Raw genomic sequence first — 17,751 nt, 5'->3', positions numbered from 1 at the left:
GCTAGGCCGCGGCGTGTTCGCTCAGCGGCACGTCGATGCCGTCGGCCGAATATTCGCGGATCTTGTTCCGCAAGGTCCGGACCGACAGTCCGAGCACGCGCGCGGCGCGGGTGCGGTTGCCGTCGCAACGCGCGAGCGTTTGCAGCACCAGTTCGCGCTCGACTTCATCGACGGTCGCGCCGATCAGCAATGGGACGATTTCATTCGGAGCCAGCGACGGCAGCAATGCTTCCGGCGACGGTACGGTGGACGCGTAAGACATGAACTCCTCCCGATCAACGCCCGCCTCGTCGATGAGGCGCAGACATCGAGAACCAACTACCCCGTAGATCCACGGTGGGACGGTTTGGTTAACAGGTCCTTAACGCGCCGCTAACTCCCTGCTTTGTAAGCAAAATACCCAGAAATCGCCACGATTGCGGTTCCATCCGTCACAATGTCCGGTAACCGCCATCGACCATCACGATCGATCCCGAGACATAGGCCGAGAGATCGGAGGCAAGGAAGATCGCGGGTCCGACGATGTCCTCCGGCTTGCCGGAGCGGCCGAGCGGGGTGTGGTCCATGAAGACTTTCACGAGGTCGGGATTGGTGGCGCGCACCTTCTCGTTCAGCGGCGTCTCGATGAACCCAGGCCCGATCGCATTGACGCGCACGCCGTCCTTGCCGAGCTCGGCGGCCAGCGCCTTGGTGAAACCGAGCACGCCGTGCTTGGAGGCGGTATAGGCCGGCGAACTCGGCGTGCGCAGATGCACGAACGACTGGATTGAACCGATATTGACGATGCGTCCCTTGTTGTTGCGCAGCGGCGCGAGGAACGAATGCGTCACGTTGAAGACGCCGGTGAGGTTGATCGAGATGATGTCTTCCCAATCCTTGATCACGGCTTCATCGGTGCCGAGCATGCCGTTGCGGCGCGCGATGCCGGCATTGTTGACCAGGATCGAGACCGGTCCGACCTTGTCGGCCACCTGCTTCGCCATCGCGATGCAGGCGTCGCGATTGGTGACGTCGAGCGCAAAGCTGTCGGCCTTGCCGCCGGCGTTGCGGATCTCTTTGGCCGCTTCCGCCGCCGCATCGCCGTTCATGTCGAGCAGCACCACGCGCGCGCCCTCGCGGCCGTAGCCCAGTGCGATGGCGCGTCCGATGCCGGAGCCTGCACCGGTAATGACGGCGATGTGATTGTCGAGAAGGGCCATGGCGTTTCCTCGTTCTGATTTGTGAGCGTTGTCGACAACACTATTCAAAACTGCGCCAACCGAAACGCCAAGCCGTGTTTGCGCGTTGCTGTTATCCGGATTCGGATGACAGTACGGACCGATCATGGACCCGCATATCAGACACTGGAAAGTTGCGATCGAGCGCTGCTGCGCGGCGCCGGATCCCGACTATCGCGAGATGGCGAAAATGATCGCCGAGATCGCCACGACCGATATCGACGAGACGCTGCGGCAAGCCGCCGCACAGGTGCTGCCGATCCTGCGCCAGGCGGCGCTGAAATCGGCCGACCGCCGGACCAGATCGATGGCGCTGCGCCGTCTCGGCATCGTCAACGATGCGCTGCACATGCTGTCGGCGCCGCAATTCGGTCGGCGCGGCTTGACGCCGAAGATGCTGACGCAGGATGAGCGCTACCGGCAATTGCTCGGCCTGCCGTTCGGCCGCCATCTGGCGGCGACCGAAATCCAGCAGGCGTTCAAGCGCGCCGCCAAGACGGTGCATCCCGACGGCGGCGGCAACGGCGCGGCGTTCCTCGAACTCGCCGCCGCGCGCGACGCGCTGATCAAGCATCACTGACGCACGATCGGGCCTGACAGCACAAGGGCGGACGCCGCGCTGTTGCCGCGTGTCCGCCCTGTGCGCGATCGACTAACGGTGGCTCAGAACGAGCAGGTGCCGTTGTTGAGCAGGCCGGTCTTGTAGCTGAACGCGGCGTCGAAGGTCGGCAGCTCCTCGCTGACGACGGCGAAGTTTCCCGGCCACGGCGTGGTCGGAATGCTCTGGTCCCAGATCTGGCAGAAGCCGGTGTCCTGCCAGCGGATCAGATGATAGGGGTTGGCGCTGGCCGGGCTTGCGGCGGCAAGCACGGACACGGTGGCGGCAATGGTGGCGCAGGCAATCGCAAGACGACGCATCGAAAATCTCCGGTTTGAAATATGTATGCTCCGCGGGGGCAGTCCTGGAGCTCAGGGGCCGATCGCCCCGGACATGCAGTGAGTGTTGCAACCCCGGGAACAGGTTCAACGCCGGTGCTGTGCCAAATTGCGCCGGATTGTGCGCTTGCTACAGTCGGCGCGTTGCGATTCGTGCCCGCGTCGCGACGCGGGCAAATCGACGTGAGTAAATCGATGTGAGCAGATCTTGGGGAGACCACACATGAAACTTTCATCAACGCTTCGCACCGCGCTGGTCGCACTGATGGCCTTCACGGGTGCGGCCTTCTCCACCGCCGCTCGTGCCGACAGCGGCTTCGTGACGCTCACGATCTACAAGGCCGGATGGATCATCGGCGGCTCCGGCGGCAGCGGCGTGCTGACCTTCCGCGGCCGCTCCTATCGGCTGTCCACCGGCGGTCTCGATTACGGCCTGGTGTTCGGCGGCTCGAAGACCGTGCTGCGCGGCCGCGTCAGCAACATCAATCGTCCGTCGGATGTTGCCGGCGTCTACGGCGCAGCGGGCGCGGGGCTTGCGGTCGGCCGCGGTGCGCGTGCGATCGTGCTGACCAACCAGAAGGGCGCGGTGCTCGAGCTGACCGGCCACCAGGTCGGCCTGATGGCCAACGCCGATCTGAGCGGCCTTGCGATCACGATGCAGTAGACGATGTGGAGCGGCACTAGCGACAGCTGATCGTCGAGCCGGATTCACACCATCCCCGTCATCCTGAGGGGGCCGCAACGCGGCCGTCTCGAAGGATGAATCGGCCACCAGCGGGGCCGTCGATCCTTCGAGGCTCGCTTCGCTCGCACCTCCAGCGACAATGGCATGGCCATTGCGCGGGGATGACGGAGGGAGAGCATTATCGCCCCACTCCGATTCATCGGAACGGAAATGACCCCAGGGCCGGCGTGCGCCTGCGCAATTTCGGAATATTGGAAGCGTACCCGTGAGTTGCCCGACGTGTCAAGTCGCGCGCCGGCTACCGCCGGCTACTGTGCATGGGGTTGTTTTCGATATTTTGTCAGCTGGCCGCGATGCCGCCTCGGTCCAGGCCGGGCCGGAGTTCACTTGAACAGATGCAGCGCGGCGTATTGCAGCAGCATGATGGTCTTGGCGTCGACGATGCGGCCGTCGCTGATCATGGCGAGGGCGTCGTCGAGCGACAGCTCCAGCACCTCGATGTCCTCGCCCTCGTCCGCGAGCCCGCCGCCGTCACCGATGCGCATCGCGGCGTCGTATTCGGCGACGAAGAAGTGCAGCTTCTCGGTCACCGCGCCCGGCGTCATGAAGGCTTCGAACACCTTGCGCACATGCGCGAGCCGATAGCCGATCTCTTCCTCCGCCTCGGCGCGGATGCGCGCCTCGGGCGCGGCATCGTCGAGCATACCGGCGGCGGTCTCGATCAGGAGGTCGTCATAGCCGTTGGCGAAAGCGGGGTAGCGGAACTGGCGCACCAGCACCACGCTGCGGGTCTTGAGATTGTACGGCAACAGCGCCGCGCCGTTGCCGCGGTCATAGACCTCGCGCACCTGGGTCTGCCATTCGCCATTGCTGCGGCGATAGTCGAAGGTCGCGCTCTTCAGCTCGTAGCGGCGCTTCGACAGCAGCTGGACGTCCTTGATGCGGACGCGGTCGCCGATACTCATGCGTAACCCTTCAATTCCGTCACGACGTCGCTTCGCGGCCGTCGAGCCATTTGGCCAGCATCACCGAGGTCGATTCCTCATAGCCGAGCGATTGGTAGAATGCGCCGGCCTTGGCGTTCTCGCGCCGCACCAGCAATTGCAGCTTCGGCACGCCGGCCGCTCGCAGCCAATCTTCGACCGCCGCCATCATGGTGCGGCCGAATCCTTTGCCCTGGCTGCTAGGGTCGACCGCGACGTAATAGACCCAGCCGCGATGGCCGTCATGGCCGACCATCGCGGTTGCCACGATCGCCTCGGGGCTGCGACCGACCAGCAGGGCCGAGCTCGGTCCGCGCCGCGCCAGCGCGATGTCGGCTGAGGGATCGTTCCACGGCCGTGTCAGGCCGCAGGCCTGCCACAGCGCGACGACGTCGGCGATGTCGGCATCGGTGACTGGTGCAATGGCGAGTGAAGAGGAGGAGGGCATTGGCGCCTGCACGGTCACAGCACCTTGCCCGGATTCATGATGCCGAGCGGATCGAGCATCGTCTTGACTTGCCGCATCAGCTCGATCGCGACCTTGTCCTTGACGTCGGGCAACTCGTCGCGCTTGAGCACGCCGATGCCGTGCTCGGCCGAGATCGAGCCGCCCATCCGCAGCACGATCTCGAACACGACGGCGTTGACGTCGTGCCAGCGCGCCAGGAAGTCGGCCGCATTGGCGCCGACCGGCTGGCTGACATTGTAATGGATGTTGCCGTCGCCGAGATGGCCGAACGGCACCGGCCGTGCACCGGGAATCAGCTTCACCACCGCCGCATTGGCTTCCGCGATGAAGGCGGGTACAGCCGCGACCGGCACTGAAATATCGTGCTTGATCGAGCCGCCCTCCGGCTTCTGCGCCGCCGACATCTCGTCGCGCAGCTTCCAGAACGCCTGGCGCTGGCTCAGATTGGCCGCGATCACGGCGTCATCGACGATGCCGTCCTCCATGCCCTGGGCGAGGATCGCCTCCAGCGTGTCGCGGGCATCGTCGCGCGACGACGACAATTCCATCAGCACGTACCAGGGATGCTTGCTCTCCAGCGGATCGCGGATGTCGATGCCGTGGCGGATCGAGAACTCGACCGCGATGTCGGCGAGCAGTTCGAAGCTCGTCAGGCTGCCTGCCGCCTGGTCGCGCGAGATCGACAGCAGCTTGAGCGCTGCCGACGGCGACTTCAGACCGACATACGCGGTCTCGACTGCACGCGCCCGCGGAAACAGTTTCAAGGTCGCTGCGGTGATGATGCCGAGCGTGCCCTCGGCGCCGATGAACAGGTTGCGCAGATCGTAGCCGGTGTTGTCCTTCTTCAGCTTGGACAATGCATTGAGCACGCGGCCGTCGGCCAGCACGACCTCGACACCGAGCGCCATCTCGCGCGCCACGCCATAGGCGAGCGCGCCGGTGCCGCCGGCATTGGTCGAGAGATTGCCGCCGATGGTGCAGCTGCCCTCGGCGCCGAGCGACAGCGGGAACAGCCGGTCGACGTCGGCTGCCTTCTGCTGCGCGATTTGCAGCACAACGCCGGCCTCGCAGGTCATGGTGTTGGATTCGACGTCGATGTCGCGGATCTTGTCGAGCCGCCGCAGCGAAACCACGACCTCGCCATTGTGCGGCGTCTGGCCGCCGACCAGGCCGGTGTTGCCGCCCTGCGGCACCAGCGCGATCCGGTACTCGCTCGCCAGCTTGCAGATCGCGGCGACTTCAGCGGTCGAGCCCGGGCGCAGCACCAACGACGAGCGGCCGTGAAACAGGTCGCGCTCCTCGGTGACGTAAGGCTTGATGTCGGCGGGATCGGTCACGGCATATTTGTCGCCGACGATGGCGCGGAACTTGGCAAGCAATTCGGGCGGAAGCGGGGGCACCGCTGATTGGACGATGTTCATTTTTTCTTGGTCTTTCACTCAGTCGGGATCTTTATCGCGGCATGACCTCTGCGCAAACGCGTCGCGTTTGTCGCTGGGGAATCCGGATCGCGCTTTTCCGGGTCATGCTTGTTACCGCCCAACCGCTGCGCGGCGCAGCCGGTCATTGATGGCTTCGCCCAATCCGTCTTCGGGGATAGGCATCACGGCGATAGCATCCGCGTTTCTCTTGTCGAGCGTGCGAAGGTAGCCGAACAGATTGGCGGCGGCCTCGGCGAGATCGCCGCGTGTGGACAGGTTCATCTCCACGGAGGCGCATTCGCGCCGCGCGACCTTGGCCGGCCCGAACGAGAGCAGGGCTTCGCCGATATGGACGTCGCTGGCATTGAGCCGCACCGGCGTCCGCGGCGCATAGTGCGAGGCCAGCATGCCCGGGGCGATCGGCTGGCTGTCGTTCTCGGCGTCCTGCGGCGGCGACTGCAGCGGATGGCCGAGCACCCGCTCGATCTCGGCGCGGGTCAGCCCGCCTGGACGCAGCAGCACCGGATCGGAGAAGCAGCCGACGATGGTGGATTCGACGCCGACCTCGACCGGGCCGCCGTCGACGATCAGGTCGATGCGGCCTGCGAGATCGCCGTTCACATGCTCGGCGGTGGTGGGCGAGACGTGGCCCGAGAGATTGGCCGACGGTGCTACCACAGCACCGCCGAACGCCTTGATGATGTCGCGCGCCACCTTGTGGGCCGGAATGCGGATCGCGACCGTATCGAGGCCGGCAGTCGCGAGTTCCGCCACCGGGCAGGACAGCGCCTTCGGCAGCACCAGGGTCAAGGGACCGGGCCAGAACGCCTCCGCCAGCCGCAACGCCTGCCCGTCGAACAGCGCGATCCGGCGGGCGGCGCCGAGATCGGCGACATGGGCAATCAGCGGATTGAACGCCGGCCGGCCCTTGGCTTGGTAGAGCCGGGCGATCGCCGGCGCGTTGCCGGCGTCGGCGCCGAGCCCGTAAACCGTCTCGGTCGGAAACGCCACCAGGCCGCCCTCGGCGAGGATTCCGGCGGCGGTCGCCGTGGCGGCGGCGCCGGCGGGCAGAACATGCGTTTTCAGGCCTGTATCCACTGTGACTAGATTCCTCAATTGGGTGCCTCGTGGTCCCTTGCGGTCCCCGAAACGCGACGCTATAAGCCCGGCTCTTAGTCGGAGTGTGGCTCAGCCCGGTAGAGCACTGCGTTCGGGACGCAGGGGTCGCAGGTTCGAATCCTGCCACTCCGACCATCTTTCCAAGCACTTATAGTTTCTGCGTTTTTTGTGTGCAACGAAATGCGCATTGATTTCTGGCGCGGCGGCCATGTTCCGTCGATTTCGGCACGCATGTCCCTGATACCGGCGAGTCGCACGAATGGGTCGCCACCATCTTGCGCCACTCGGAACCAGAGCCGATGGGGCAGCCTCCCTTCCGATCCTTGAGCGGTTCTTGACCGACATCAAAGCACGAATGCCCCGTCGCGAGTAGTGCTCAGCGTGCCATCGCGGATTCGAATATGCGCCTGTCAGGGGTTGCCGACCTCGAAGGCCAGCAGAACGTTGCCGGGCAGGCCGCTCCATTGCGCGTAGCCGGAATTGACGTACAGCATGCCATCGACCACGACCGGGCCGGGTCCGTCCATGGCGCCGCCATGGGCCGCAACGCCGTTGACCGTGCTGTAGTCACGGGCGGTGTCGATCTCCCACAGCAGTCTTGCGTCATCAGTCGCGTAGGCGCGCAGGAAGCCGCTCACGCCGCCCGAGAACACGACGCCGGGAATGACAGTGACTGCTGCGGAGAGGGCGGGACTGCATTGCGGGCGGTCGCCGCAGGCAATCGGCGCCACCTGCATTTCGATTTTCCCGGTCGCAAGATCGAGGCCGAACAGGCCGCCGCCTTCGCTTGAGTTGAGACGCCGCGAGCCGTCCCTCAGGAATCGCACGTCGGAATTGGCGACATAGATTCGGGCCTGGTCCGCGGCCGAGCCCCACTCGGTTCCGCCCAACGCGCCACCCTTGCCGATCCGCGTCTGCCACAGGATCGTGCCGTCATGGTCGGGATCCAGCGCGTGGACGACGCCGGATTTCTGGCCGATCACCAGCGCGCGCTGTCCATCGCGCAGCTTCACCAGGATCGGCGATTGTCCGAAGTCATGGTCGGGACCGCGGTCCTGCGGACAGTTGCTCTGGTCGGCGCCGAAACACGCAACCACGAAGCTATCCTTCGGCGTCGCCTGCTGATGCCATAGCATGCGGCCGGTCGCGAGATCGAACGCGAGGATGGCATCGCTGGTGTCGGTCGCCGGGTCGGCATAGCTGTTCGACGTCGCGACATAGAGCGCCTGGCGCTCGACATCGATCGTCGGCGCGGACCAGACCGACGCGCCGGCCGGACCGAACAGCTGGGTCCCGATGGCGTTCGTCCGGGTCGGATGCGGCGCGTCAGGGATGGTGTAGGTCTTCCAGATCTGCGCGCCGGTGTCGGCCTTCAGTGCAACGACGCTGCCGCGAAAGGTGCAGCATTGGTAGGTGGGGCGGGATCCCGTGGCCTCCTCGATCGATGACACCCCGACATAGACGACGCCGGCATGAAGGACAGGTGCGCCGGTGATCCGGGCCGCCGGATGATCGTCGACCTTGCTCTTCCAGATCAGCGCACCGGTCGCAGCATCGACGGCGTAGACGTTGGCTCGCACATCGCCGAAAAAGATGGCCGGCTGGCCGTTATCGAGCGCGGCAAAACTGATCGCCGTGCGCACCGGTGCCTCGGTCGGAAACAGCCAGCGGGTGCATCCGCTCCTGGCATCGAGGGCGTGGACCTTGCGGTCGCCGCCACCGACGAACAGCAGTCCGCCGACCACGCTCGGCTGCGCGAAGGCCGTGGATGTGTCAGGGAATCCGAACGCCCATTTCAGGCGCAACCGCGGAACCTGGTCTGGCGTGAGGCCGGCCGCGGCCGCGGGCTGAGACCGGCTGTTGTTGAGATCCGCGCCCCAACCGTTCCACCGCGGCCCGTCGATCGGCTGCGGAAACCCGGTCTCGTTCTGCGCGCACTGCCCTGCATTCTCGGCCGCCGCGTGCGAGGCGGCCTTGCCGGTGACGAGCGAGGCGATTGCCGCCCGCTCGTCATGGCTCAGTCCCTGCGCGAAGGATGCCATCGGGCCCGTGGTGATCGCACCGAGCACCTCGTCGAACGATCTTGCTTGCAGCGCGGCGCGGCCCGGCGCGCGAACATCGGTGTTGCTGCCGTCGTGACATTGCGCGCAGCGCTGTGCGTAGAGGGCGGCACCGCCCTGCTGCGCTGTCGCGGGCAGGCAGGACCAGAACAGGACGACGGCAATCGCAGCACTCAGTTTCATCGTGATGCACCGGCGTTGGCTTTGATGAAGAGAGCGGCTGCAGCGTAGCACAACCTGCCGACGCCATCGTGGATGGGGAGGCCGGCGGTGTCGGCCGGACGGTGCGGCCGCCCCAAATCGGGCGCCTGGCGGCGCGATCTCCCATTGACAGGCCGCCCGATGTGATAGAATTATAACACAATAAGTTGCAAAAATAACAAGATGTCATCATCGCATCAGCGCCTGACGCGGGAGGAAAATGGAATTGTCCGGTTCGATCGCGGCAGAGCCTCGGCCGTCGTCGTCGCTGTTGATGGTCGGCGGCATCGACAAGCGCTTCGGTGGCGTGCGCGCGTTGCGCGATGTCAGCCTCGAGGTCCGTCCCGGCGAGGTGCATGCGCTGCTGGGCGAGAACGGCGCCGGAAAATCCACGCTGATCAAGATCCTCAGCGGGGTTCATGCCGCCGACAGCGGCACCATCGAGATCGCCGGCAAGCAGGTCGCGTTCGACAGTCCGGCAAGGTCGCGCGAGGCGGGGATCGCCGTCGTCTACCAGGATCTCAGCCTGGTCGAATCCCTGAGCGTTGCCGACAATCTGTTGCTCGGCCGCGAGCCGCGCGCGCGGTTCGGCTTTGTCCGCAAGCGCGAGCTGATGGCCAGGGCCGAGGCGTTCCTGAGCGAGCTTGGCATTCCCCTCGACACGAAAGCTGCGGTCGGCTCGCTGCCGTTCGCCTACCGCCAGATGACCGAGATCGCCAAGGCGTTGATGGGCGAGGTGCGGCTGTTGATCCTCGATGAGCCGACCTCCTCGCTGACATCGGATGAGGTCCGCATCCTGTTCGACGCGATCGGCAAGGCGACGCGCCGCGGCGTCGGCGTGATCTACGTGACGCACCGGCTCAACGAGGTGTTCGAGATCTCCCAGCGCGTCACCGTGCTGCGCGACGGCGCCAATGCCGGCACCTTCGTCACCGCTGATACCGATATGAAACGGCTGGTGAACGCCATCATCGGCACCGATCGATCGGCACCGGCTGCGTCGCGCGCCGCGCCCGCGGCAACGCGCTCGTTCGATTCGTCGCCCGTACTCTCGCTGTCGGGTGTGTCGAATGACCGGCTGTCGGCCGTCGACTTGTCGGTGATGAAGGGCGAGATCCACGGCCTGGCCGGCTTGATCGGCAGCGGGCGCACCGAGATTCTGGAGACGATCTTCGGACTTCGGCCGGCCGAGAGCGGCACGCTCGAGATCGAGGGCCAGCCGTGGCTGCCGCAGAGCGCGGCCGATGCGATCGACCGTGGCGTTGCGCTGGTGCCGGAGGACCGGCATGTGCAGGGCCTGGTGCTCGATCATTCGATCGAACGCAATATCACCTTGCCGCGGATTCCGCATTTCTCGCGCTGGGGCTTCATGCAGCAGCGCGCCGCCACAAGGCGCGCGGACACGGCGATCGCGAGGCTTTCGGTGAAGGCGCTGGGCGCCTCCAGCCTGGTCAGGACGTTATCTGGCGGCAACCAGCAGAAGGTCGTGTTTGGAAAATGGAATGATCCGCGGCCGCGCGTGCTGCTGCTGGACGAGCCGACAGTCGGCGTCGACGTCGGCGCACGCGAGGAAATCTATGGCGTGATCAGGAATGCCGCCCGCGACGGCAGCGGCGTGCTGGTCGTCTCGTCGGATCTCGTCGAGCTGATCGAGCTCTGCGACCGCATCTCCGTGATCGTCGACGGACGCGTGGCGCGAACGCTGGTGCGCGGCGAGATCGACGATGCCGAAGAGCTCCATCATTTGCTGCAGATGTACCAGGCTGCCGGACAAGGCGTACCGCAAGAGCTGCCCGCATGACTGAATTGACCGCGCCCAATGTCGTCGCCGCGTCGACGCGATCCGATCGCCGTCGCAAGCTGCTGCAGAACCTGCTGCGCGGCGAGCGGCCCTACATGCTGTACATCGCCTTCGTCGTGCTGCTGGTGGTGTTCAGCCTGTCCTCGCCCTGGTTCCTGTCGGTCGACAATTTCCTGAACATCGGACGCCAGACGACGCTGGTGTCGATCATCGCGGTCGGCATGACCTTCGTGATCATCGCACGCCAGATCGATCTGTCGGTTGCATCGACATTGGCGCTCTCAGGCATGGCGGCTGCGCTCGCCATGAGCCAGATCAACAACAGCTGGATCGTCGGCGCGGTTGCCGGGCTCGGTACCGGCGCGCTGGTCGGGCTGCTCAACGGCATCCTGACCACGCAACTCTCGATCCCGTCCTTCCTGGTGACGCTCGGCTCGCTCAGCATGGCGCGCGGCCTCGCCATGATGGTCACCAACACCAAGCCTGTCATCATCACCAACGAGACCTACTTCGCGATCTTCGGCGAAGGATCATTTCTCGGCATCCCCGTTCCGATCGCATGGACGCTGGTGGCGATGATCGTCGGCATCCTGCTGCTGCACTACAACGTGTTCGGCCGCCGCATCTATGCGGTCGGCGGCAATCCGACCGCGGCGCTGTATTCCGGCATCAACACCAAATGGGTGACGACCGCGGCCTTTGTGTTGACCGGCGCGCTGGCCGGCCTGGCGGCGCTGGTGTTGTCCGCGCGCTCGCATGCCGCGCGGCCCGACGTCGTGCAGGGCATGGAGCTCGACGTCATCGCCGCCGTGATCCTCGGTGGCTGCAGCCTGTTCGGCGGCCGCGGCTACATCCTGGGAACGCTGTTCGGCAGCCTGATCATCGGCACGCTCAACAACGGCCTCGTGCTGCTCGGCGTCAGCTCGCCGATGCAGCTCGTCATCAAGGGAGCGATCATCGTGGCCGCGGTCGCCTTCACGAAACGCTAGCGCGTGATGGTGCAGCGCATTGGCCGCAGGGTCAGGCGTTGCGAGGGTAGGGGCAAGGTCGCCGGCCTCCGGTCAATCGGCGACCAAAAAGGGAGGAAACAATGAAGCCAATCTTGCGACAAACCCCGCCGCTGACCGCACTGATCGCGGCGACGGCCATTTCGATCGCCCCCGCGGCGCGGGCCGAAGTGCCGGCAACCTGCGTCAAGGGCGTCGACCTTGCGACGCTAGGACCGAAGTCAATCGTCGGTCAGGGGCCGCACGGCGAGAAGGCCGCGTCGCCCGAGGTGCTCGCGCTCTCGGACGCCGATGCCGCCAAGGTCAAGGAGAAGCATTTCAAGGTCGGCATCTCGATGCAGACCGTCAACCTCGATTGGGCGCAGCTGCAGATCCAGGGCATCACCGACACGCTGAAGAAGTATGGCGTGACGGTGACCGGCGTCGCCTCCGCCGAATATCAGGTCGACAAGCAGATCGCCGACATCGAGAACACCATCCAGCAGCATCCGGACGGCATCATCTCGATCCCGGTCGATTTCACCGCGACCGCGCCGACCTACAAGAAGGTCGCCAAGGCCGGCATCAAGCTGGTGCTGATGGACAGCATCCCGACCGGTCTCAAGCATCCCGAGGAATATGCTTCGATGATTTCGGCGGACAACCTCGGTAACGGGCTGATCGCGGCCCAGATCCTGGCCTCCTGCATTCCGCAGGGCGGCACCATCGGCCTCGTCAATTTCGGCGTCGACTATTTCAGCACCAACGAGCGCACCAAGGGTGTTCGCGAGTGGATGCAGAAGAACCGTCCCGACATCAAGATGAAGCAGGTCGACTTTACCGATCCGCCGAAAGTGTCGCAGATCGCTGGCGACTTCCTCACCGGCAATCCGGACGTCAAGGGCGTGTATGCGGTTTGGGATCAGCCGGCGCTCGATACGCTGAGCTCGATGCGCGCGCAGGGCATCGACATTCCGGTCACGACCGTCGACCTCGGCCTGCAATCGGCGATCGAGATTGCCAAGGGCGGTCCCTTGAAGGCGACCGGGTCGCAGCGTCCCTATGACCAGGGCGTCGCGGAAGCGATGGCGATGATGAATGCGCTGCTTGGCAAGGAAACGCCGGCCTGGGTCGGTGTGCAGTCGCTGCCGGTGACGCAGTCGAACGTGCTGGAGTCCTACAGGACGGTGTTCAAGAAGGAGCCGCCGACGGAACTGACCGACGCCTGCAACAAGGCAAAGCCTGCCTGCAACTGAGCCGCAGCAGTTCGATGCGTGGTCCCGCGAGCCCGCGCATTGTGAGCAGCCTGATCCGGGCGTGCCAGCCCCCGCTCGGATCAGGTTGCGTTGGTCACGTACTCAACGGGGAGGCTGCGGAAGTGCTTGCGCATGTCCGCCGATGCCGCGCCGCCGACGATGATCTGCGAGAACGCGCCGATATCGGAGAAGAATGCCGATTTGAGGCTGCCGAGCTTGCTGGCGTCGATCACCAGGATGCTTTCCATCGCGGTCTCGATGACGGCTTGCTTGACCGCGACCTCGTGAAAGTTCGAGCAGCTCGCGCCGCGCGTCCAGTGCACGCCGCCGGCGGAAATGAACGCCTTGTTGATCCCGAGCCGGCGCAGATAGGACAGGCCGTCGTCCGACGCAAAGGACTGCGATGACGGATGGTAGAGGCCGCCCATCAGCATCACCTGCGTGGCCGGTCGTTGCGTGACGATCGACGCCACGTTCATCGAATAGCAGATCACCGAGAGCGGCAGATCCTCGGGCAGGCAGTCCGCCAGCGACTGCATCGTGGTGCCACAATCGATGAAGATCGTATCGCCTTCCCTGATGGAGGCGGCGGCAGCCCGGCAGGCGAGGCGCTTGTCCTGGGTGTGCTGGTCGATCTCCTGTTCGAACGCGTACTTGATCCCGGTCGGCGACGCCGCGTTGACGACGTAGCCGCCGAGCAGAGCGAGCGCGGCTTCCGGACCCGCAAGGTCGCGCCGCACCGTCATTTCGGAAACCCTGAGGAGCTCGGCGGCGTCCTTCAGATGCAGCGCGCCACTCGACTCGACGGCACGGCGCAGCCTCTGCAGGCGCTGGACGCGTGTCTCGCTTGGTCGTGCGGTGGGGGTTTCAGCCATTTTGATCGCCGAGCTTGCTTATCTGATTGACAATGATCTTACAATGTTGTGAGTTTATCAACGTCGTTTTGTTACAATAATAACATCCAGTCCGGCGGGCTGATCGAGTGTCGGGAACGTTGTCGTTCCGTGGCAGTCGGCAAACCCAGCGGCAAGGTCAGGGGAGGATCACATGTTGCGATCGACACATTCAGTCTATCTGGCCACCTCCTCGATTCGCTAGGACCGCACGGCGCCGCCATGACGCAGAGCGTCTTCATCCAGAATCCGTCCCCGTTGGCCGTGCAATCGCCTTCCCCCGGCGGCGAGCATCTGCACCCGCTCCCGCGCAACGCTGGCCGCGCGCTCGAGATGGATTGGGTCGACGAGATCAGGATCAATCTGTCGGCCGCCGAAAGGCGGGTCGCGAGCCTGCCGGGCCGGCGAACCGTGAAGAAGGATGCACAGGCGGCGTGGCTGCTCAAGGCGGTCACCTGCATCGACCTGACGACCCTCAACGGCGACGACACGACCGAGCGGGTGAAGCGGCTCTGCGCCAAGGCCAAGACGCCCGTGCGCGGCGATGTCATCGAGAAGCTCGGCTTTGCCGGCCGCGAGCTGCATACCGGAGCGATCTGTGTCTACCATCGCTTTGTCGCGACGGCCGTCGGAGCGCTCGATGGATCCGGCATCCCGGTCGCTGCGGTCTCGACCGGGTTTCCCGCGGGTCTCGTGCCGCACGATGTCAAGCTGAAGGAGATCGAGGCGTCGGTCCGCGACGGCGCGCAGGAGATCGACATCGTCATCACGCGAGAGCATGTGCTGACCGGCGATTGGCGGGCGCTTTATGCCGAGGTGCGGGATTTCCGCGCCGCCTGCGGCAATGCGCATCTGAAGACGATCCTGGCCACCGGCGATCTCAAGACGCTGCGCAATGTCGCCAAGGCTTCGATGGTCTGCATGATGGCCGGTGCCGACTTCATCAAGACCTCCACCGGCAAGGAAGGCGTCAATGCGACGCTGCCGGTGACGCTGGCGATGCTGCGGATGATCCGCGTCTATCAGGAGCGCACCGGCTACAAGATCGGCTTCAAGCCGGCCGGTGGAATCTCGACGGCAAAGGACGTGCTCAACTACCAGTTCCTGATGAAGGAGGAGCTGGGACGCGACTGGCTCGAGCCGGATCTGTTCCGCATCGGTGCCTCCAGCCTGCTTGCTGACATCGAGCGGCAGCTCGAGCATCACGTGACCGGCCACTACTCGGCCTTCAACCGCCACCCCGTGGGATGAGACTCCAGCGATGAGCGTCGCAAACTATTTCGAGACCATGGAGTATGGCCCCGCGCCCGAGGCGGACGGCGAGGCCCGCGCCTGGCTGGCGCGGCATGGCGCCACGTTCGGGCATTTCATCGCCGGCAAGTTCACGGCGCCGCAGGCGGGCAAGCATCTCACCACGAGCGAGCCTGCCACGGGCAAGACGCTGGCGCGCATCGCGCAGGGCACTGCTGTCGACGTGGAGGCTGCGGTAAACGCCGCGCGCACCGCGCAGGTCGCGTGGGCCAAGCTTGGCGGCCACGGCCGTGCGCGCCATCTCTATGCATTGGCGCGCATGCTGCAGCGTCACGCCCGGCTGTTCGCGGTGCTGGAGGCGATCGACAATGGCAAGCCGATCCGGGAGACCCGCGATCTCGACGTGCCGCTGGCGGCGCGCCATTTCTACTATCACGCAGGCTGGGCGCAGCTACAGGATCGCGAATTCGCCGATCAGGTGCCGATCGGCGTGATCGGCCAGATCATCCCGTGGAATTTCCCGCTGCTGATGCTGGCCTGGAAGATCGCGCCGGCGCTCGCCACGGGCAATACGGTGGTGCTCAAGCCGGCGGAATTCACCTCGCTCACCGCGCTGCTGTTCGCCGAGCTATCGGCCGAGGCCGGACTGCCGCCGGGCGTGCTGAATGTCGTGACCGGCGACGGCGCGACCGGCGCGTTGCTGGTCGAAAATCCCGGCGTCGACAAGATCGCCTTCACCGGGTCGACCGAGGTCGGACGGCTGATCCGCCAGACCACGGCCGGCACCGGCAAGTCGCTGACGCTGGAGCTCGGCGGCAAATCGCCGTTCATCGTGTTCGACGACGCTGATATCGACGGCGCCGTGGAAGGCGTGGTCGACGCGATCTGGTTCAACCAGGGCCAGGTGTGCTGCGCCGGATCGCGGCTGTTGCTGCAGGAGGGCATTGCGGAGACCTTCCGCCGGCGGCTGATCCGCCGCATGGAGACGCTTCGCGTCGGCATGCCGCTCGACAAGGCGATCGACATGGGCGCGGTGGTCGCGCCGGTGCAACTCGAGCGGATCAAGTCGCTGGTCGAGACCGGGGTGAAGGAGGGCGCCGAGAAGTACCAGGCGTCCGGCGCGATCCCGGCGGAGGGATGCTTCTATCCGCCGACCTTGCTGTGGAACGTGCACCCATCCTCGACGGTAGCGACCGAGGAGATCTTCGGCCCGGTTCTGGTGGCGATGACGTTCCGCACGCCCGATGAGGCGGTGCTGCTCGCCAACAACACGCGCTACGGCCTTGCCGCCAGCGTGTGGAGCGAGACGATCGGGCTGGCGCTCGACATCGCGCCGAAACTCCTGGCCGGCGTGGTCTGGGTCAATGCGACCAACCTGTTCGACGCCAGCGTCGGCTTCGGCGGCTATCGCGAGTCCGGATTCGGCCGCGAGGGTGGCCGTGAAGGTATGTACGAGTATCTCAAGCCGAAGGCCTGGAGCGGGCGCAAGGCGCGGGCCAAGGCGTCGCCGCTGCCGGCGGCGTCCGGTGTCAGCGCCGGCTTCGACGTGCCGCCGATCGATCGAACCGCAAAACTGTTCGTCGGCGGCAAGCAGGTGCGCCCGGACGGCAACTATTCGCGCGCGGTGCTCTCGCCGAAAGGCCGCCGGCTTGGCGAGGCGGGCGAGGGCAATCGCAAGGATATCCGCAACGCGGTGGCCGCGGCGCGCTCCGCCGAGGGGTGGGCGCGGGCGACGGCGCATAATCGCGCCCAGATCCTCTATTACCTTGCCGAGAATTTGTCCGCGCGCGGCGACGAGTTCAGCCGCCGCATCGCCGACATGACCGGCGTCTCGGCGGCAAAAGCGCGCACGGAGGTCGATGCGAGCATCGAGCGGCTGTTCAGCTATGGCGCCTGGGCCGACAAATTCGAGGGATCCATCCATGCGCCGCCGTTGCGCGGTGTTGCGCTCGCGATGCACGAGCCGATCGGCGTGGTCGGTGTCGCCTGTCCCGACGAGGCACCGCTGCTCGGCTTCATCAGCCTGGTGGCGCCGCTGGTTGCGATGGGCAACCGGGTCGTCGCCGTGCCGAGCGAGCGGCATCCGCTGGCCGCGACCGATTTCTACCAGGTGCTCGAGACCTCGGACGTGCCCGGCGGCGTCGTCAACATCGTCACCGGCGATCGCGAAGATCTGGTCAAGGTGCTCGCCGAGCACGACGATGTCGATGCGCTCTGGGCGTTTGGATCACAGGACGCGTCGACGGCGGCCGAACGGTACTCGGTCGGCAATCTCAAGCGGACGCTGGTCGATCACGGCCTCGCGCTTGATTGGTACGACAAGGCCGCGAGCGAGGGGCCGATCCTGCTCCGCCATGCCGTGCAGGTGAAGAACATCTGGATTCCGTATGGCGACTAAAGAAGTCACCTTGCGGTGATACGGATGGGGATCCGGACCGTCAGAGTTCGGTAGTCTTGAAGACGAGGGAGGGAC

Annotated in this window: 16 protein-coding genes and 1 tRNA gene; 8 read left to right on the top strand and 9 right to left on the bottom strand. The window is 65.4% G+C overall.

The features are described 5' to 3' along the window. Position 1: 1 nt before the first annotated feature. Together BRSPCE3_RS16165 and BRSPCE3_RS16160 are read right to left on the bottom strand one after the other, a co-directional pair. Entirely contained in the window at positions 2-262 is a 261-nt protein-coding gene (locus BRSPCE3_RS16165) for a helix-turn-helix domain-containing protein (protein WP_016840962.1), read from the bottom strand. Positions 263-431: 169 nt separating this feature from the next. Then, positions 432-1,199, bottom strand: a complete 768-nt coding sequence (locus BRSPCE3_RS16160) for an SDR family NAD(P)-dependent oxidoreductase (protein WP_244066870.1) — start codon at positions 1,197-1,199, stop codon at positions 432-434. A gap of 124 nt (positions 1,200-1,323) precedes the next feature. Here BRSPCE3_RS16160 and BRSPCE3_RS16155 point away from each other — a divergent pair, with 124 nt between their 5' ends. Further along, the gene (locus BRSPCE3_RS16155) at positions 1,324-1,797 is read left to right on the top strand and encodes a hypothetical protein (protein WP_244066868.1); all 474 of its coding nucleotides are present in this window, start codon (positions 1,324-1,326) and stop codon (positions 1,795-1,797) included. A gap of 83 nt (positions 1,798-1,880) precedes the next feature. On the opposite strand, the gene BRSPCE3_RS16150 is transcribed toward BRSPCE3_RS16155, so the two are convergent. Further along, a complete protein-coding gene (locus tag BRSPCE3_RS16150; RefSeq protein WP_244066866.1) occupies positions 1,881-2,135 on the bottom strand; it encodes a hypothetical protein in 255 nt (84 codons plus the stop codon). A gap of 241 nt (positions 2,136-2,376) precedes the next feature. Between BRSPCE3_RS16150 and BRSPCE3_RS16145 the strand changes: the two genes are divergently transcribed. Then, positions 2,377-2,817 carry a hypothetical protein gene (locus tag BRSPCE3_RS16145; protein WP_244066865.1) on the top strand — a complete coding sequence of 147 codons (441 nt, stop codon included), beginning with the start codon at positions 2,377-2,379 and terminating at the stop codon, positions 2,815-2,817. A 404-nt stretch (positions 2,818-3,221) separates the two neighbouring features. Here the strand turns inward: BRSPCE3_RS16145 and BRSPCE3_RS16140 are convergent, their stop codons facing one another. The 4 genes from BRSPCE3_RS16140 to BRSPCE3_RS16125 form a co-directional block, all read right to left on the bottom strand. Next, positions 3,222-3,803, bottom strand: a complete 582-nt coding sequence (locus tag BRSPCE3_RS16140; RefSeq protein WP_244066863.1) for an NUDIX domain-containing protein — start codon at positions 3,801-3,803, stop codon at positions 3,222-3,224. 19 nt (positions 3,804-3,822) lie between these two features. Then, positions 3,823-4,269: a GNAT family acetyltransferase gene (locus BRSPCE3_RS16135; RefSeq protein WP_244066862.1), complete on the bottom strand. Its 447-nt coding sequence runs from the start codon at positions 4,267-4,269 to the stop codon at positions 3,823-3,825. Positions 4,270-4,283: 14 nt separating this feature from the next. Beyond that, complete coding sequence (locus tag BRSPCE3_RS16130) at positions 4,284-5,711, bottom strand: FAD-binding oxidoreductase (RefSeq protein WP_244066860.1); 1,428 nt, start codon at positions 5,709-5,711, stop codon at positions 4,284-4,286. A 111-nt stretch (positions 5,712-5,822) separates the two neighbouring features. Continuing rightward, positions 5,823-6,809 carry an L-threonylcarbamoyladenylate synthase gene (locus BRSPCE3_RS16125; RefSeq protein WP_244066858.1) on the bottom strand — a complete coding sequence of 329 codons (987 nt, stop codon included), beginning with the start codon at positions 6,807-6,809 and terminating at the stop codon, positions 5,823-5,825. Between the two features lie 79 nt (positions 6,810-6,888). Between BRSPCE3_RS16125 and BRSPCE3_RS16120 the strand changes: the two genes are divergently transcribed. Next, a tRNA-Pro gene (locus BRSPCE3_RS16120) sits at positions 6,889-6,965 on the top strand. 275 nt (positions 6,966-7,240) lie between these two features. Here the strand turns inward: BRSPCE3_RS16120 and BRSPCE3_RS16115 are convergent. Continuing rightward, the gene (locus BRSPCE3_RS16115; RefSeq protein ID WP_244066855.1) at positions 7,241-9,073 is read right to left on the bottom strand and encodes a PQQ-binding-like beta-propeller repeat protein; all 1,833 of its coding nucleotides are present in this window, start codon (positions 9,071-9,073) and stop codon (positions 7,241-7,243) included. A gap of 238 nt (positions 9,074-9,311) precedes the next feature. On the opposite strand from BRSPCE3_RS16115, the gene BRSPCE3_RS16110 reads away from it, so the two are divergent. The 3 genes from BRSPCE3_RS16110 (at position 9,312) to BRSPCE3_RS16100 (ending at position 13,134) form a co-directional block, all read left to right on the top strand. After that, positions 9,312-10,892 carry a sugar ABC transporter ATP-binding protein gene (locus BRSPCE3_RS16110; RefSeq protein ID WP_244066854.1) on the top strand — a complete coding sequence of 527 codons (1,581 nt, stop codon included), beginning with the start codon at positions 9,312-9,314 and terminating at the stop codon, positions 10,890-10,892. Continuing rightward, the gene (locus tag BRSPCE3_RS16105) at positions 10,889-11,881 is read left to right on the top strand and encodes an ABC transporter permease (RefSeq protein ID WP_244066853.1); all 993 of its coding nucleotides are present in this window, start codon (positions 10,889-10,891) and stop codon (positions 11,879-11,881) included. Before BRSPCE3_RS16110 ends, BRSPCE3_RS16105 begins: the two co-directional genes overlap by 4 nt. 101 nt (positions 11,882-11,982) lie before the next feature. Then, positions 11,983-13,134 (top strand): substrate-binding domain-containing protein, encoded by a 1,152-nt coding sequence (locus BRSPCE3_RS16100; protein WP_244066851.1) that lies wholly within the window; start codon positions 11,983-11,985, stop codon positions 13,132-13,134. A gap of 80 nt (positions 13,135-13,214) precedes the next feature. Here the strand turns inward: BRSPCE3_RS16100 and BRSPCE3_RS16095 are convergent, their stop codons facing one another. Continuing rightward, on the bottom strand, positions 13,215-14,009 hold the full coding sequence (locus BRSPCE3_RS16095) for a DeoR/GlpR family DNA-binding transcription regulator (protein ID WP_244066850.1): 795 nt from the start codon (positions 14,007-14,009) through the stop codon (positions 13,215-13,217). Between the two features lie 351 nt (positions 14,010-14,360). Between BRSPCE3_RS16095 and deoC the strand changes: the two genes are divergently transcribed. Next, the gene (gene deoC / locus BRSPCE3_RS16090; RefSeq protein ID WP_375709920.1) at positions 14,361-15,278 is read left to right on the top strand and encodes a deoxyribose-phosphate aldolase; all 918 of its coding nucleotides are present in this window, start codon (positions 14,361-14,363) and stop codon (positions 15,276-15,278) included. Positions 15,279-15,288: 10 nt separating this feature from the next. After that, positions 15,289-17,676 carry an aldehyde dehydrogenase family protein gene (locus BRSPCE3_RS16085; protein WP_244066848.1) on the top strand — a complete coding sequence of 796 codons (2,388 nt, stop codon included), beginning with the start codon at positions 15,289-15,291 and terminating at the stop codon, positions 17,674-17,676. The last annotated feature ends 75 nt before the right edge of the window (positions 17,677-17,751 follow it).

This window comes from Bradyrhizobium sp. Ce-3, from assembly GCF_022835695.1.
Classification (GTDB): Bacteria; Pseudomonadota; Alphaproteobacteria; order Rhizobiales; family Xanthobacteraceae; genus Bradyrhizobium.
Note: the sequence above shows the minus strand (reverse complement) of the source record. Positions and strands in the feature narration are given on the sequence as shown.

Bases quoted from the DNA above. Each gene is read 5' to 3' on its own strand.
- BRSPCE3_RS16165 (WP_016840962.1), bottom strand. From the start codon at position 262: ATGTCTTACGCGTCCACCGTACCGTCGCCGGAAGCATTGCTGCCGTCG.
- BRSPCE3_RS16160 (WP_244066870.1), bottom strand. From the start codon at position 1,199: ATGGCCCTTCTCGACAATCACATCGCCGTCATTACCGGTGCAGGCTCC.
- BRSPCE3_RS16155 (WP_244066868.1), top strand. From the start codon at position 1,324: ATGGACCCGCATATCAGACACTGGAAAGTTGCGATCGAGCGCTGCTGC.
- BRSPCE3_RS16150 (WP_244066866.1), bottom strand. From the start codon at position 2,135: ATGCGTCGTCTTGCGATTGCCTGCGCCACCATTGCCGCCACCGTGTCC.
- BRSPCE3_RS16145 (WP_244066865.1), top strand. From the start codon at position 2,377: ATGAAACTTTCATCAACGCTTCGCACCGCGCTGGTCGCACTGATGGCC.
- BRSPCE3_RS16140 (WP_244066863.1), bottom strand. From the start codon at position 3,803: ATGAGTATCGGCGACCGCGTCCGCATCAAGGACGTCCAGCTGCTGTCG.
- BRSPCE3_RS16135 (WP_244066862.1), bottom strand. From the start codon at position 4,269: ATGCCCTCCTCCTCTTCACTCGCCATTGCACCAGTCACCGATGCCGAC.
- BRSPCE3_RS16130 (WP_244066860.1), bottom strand. From the start codon at position 5,711: ATGAACATCGTCCAATCAGCGGTGCCCCCGCTTCCGCCCGAATTGCTT.
- BRSPCE3_RS16115 (WP_244066855.1), bottom strand. From the start codon at position 9,073: ATGAAACTGAGTGCTGCGATTGCCGTCGTCCTGTTCTGGTCCTGCCTG.
- BRSPCE3_RS16110 (WP_244066854.1), top strand. From the start codon at position 9,312: ATGGAATTGTCCGGTTCGATCGCGGCAGAGCCTCGGCCGTCGTCGTCG.
- BRSPCE3_RS16105 (WP_244066853.1), top strand. From the start codon at position 10,889: ATGACTGAATTGACCGCGCCCAATGTCGTCGCCGCGTCGACGCGATCC.
- BRSPCE3_RS16100 (WP_244066851.1), top strand. From the start codon at position 11,983: ATGAAGCCAATCTTGCGACAAACCCCGCCGCTGACCGCACTGATCGCG.
- BRSPCE3_RS16095 (WP_244066850.1), bottom strand. From the start codon at position 14,009: ATGGCTGAAACCCCCACCGCACGACCAAGCGAGACACGCGTCCAGCGC.
- deoC (WP_375709920.1), top strand. From the start codon at position 14,361: ATGGATTGGGTCGACGAGATCAGGATCAATCTGTCGGCCGCCGAAAGG.
- BRSPCE3_RS16085 (WP_244066848.1), top strand. From the start codon at position 15,289: ATGAGCGTCGCAAACTATTTCGAGACCATGGAGTATGGCCCCGCGCCC.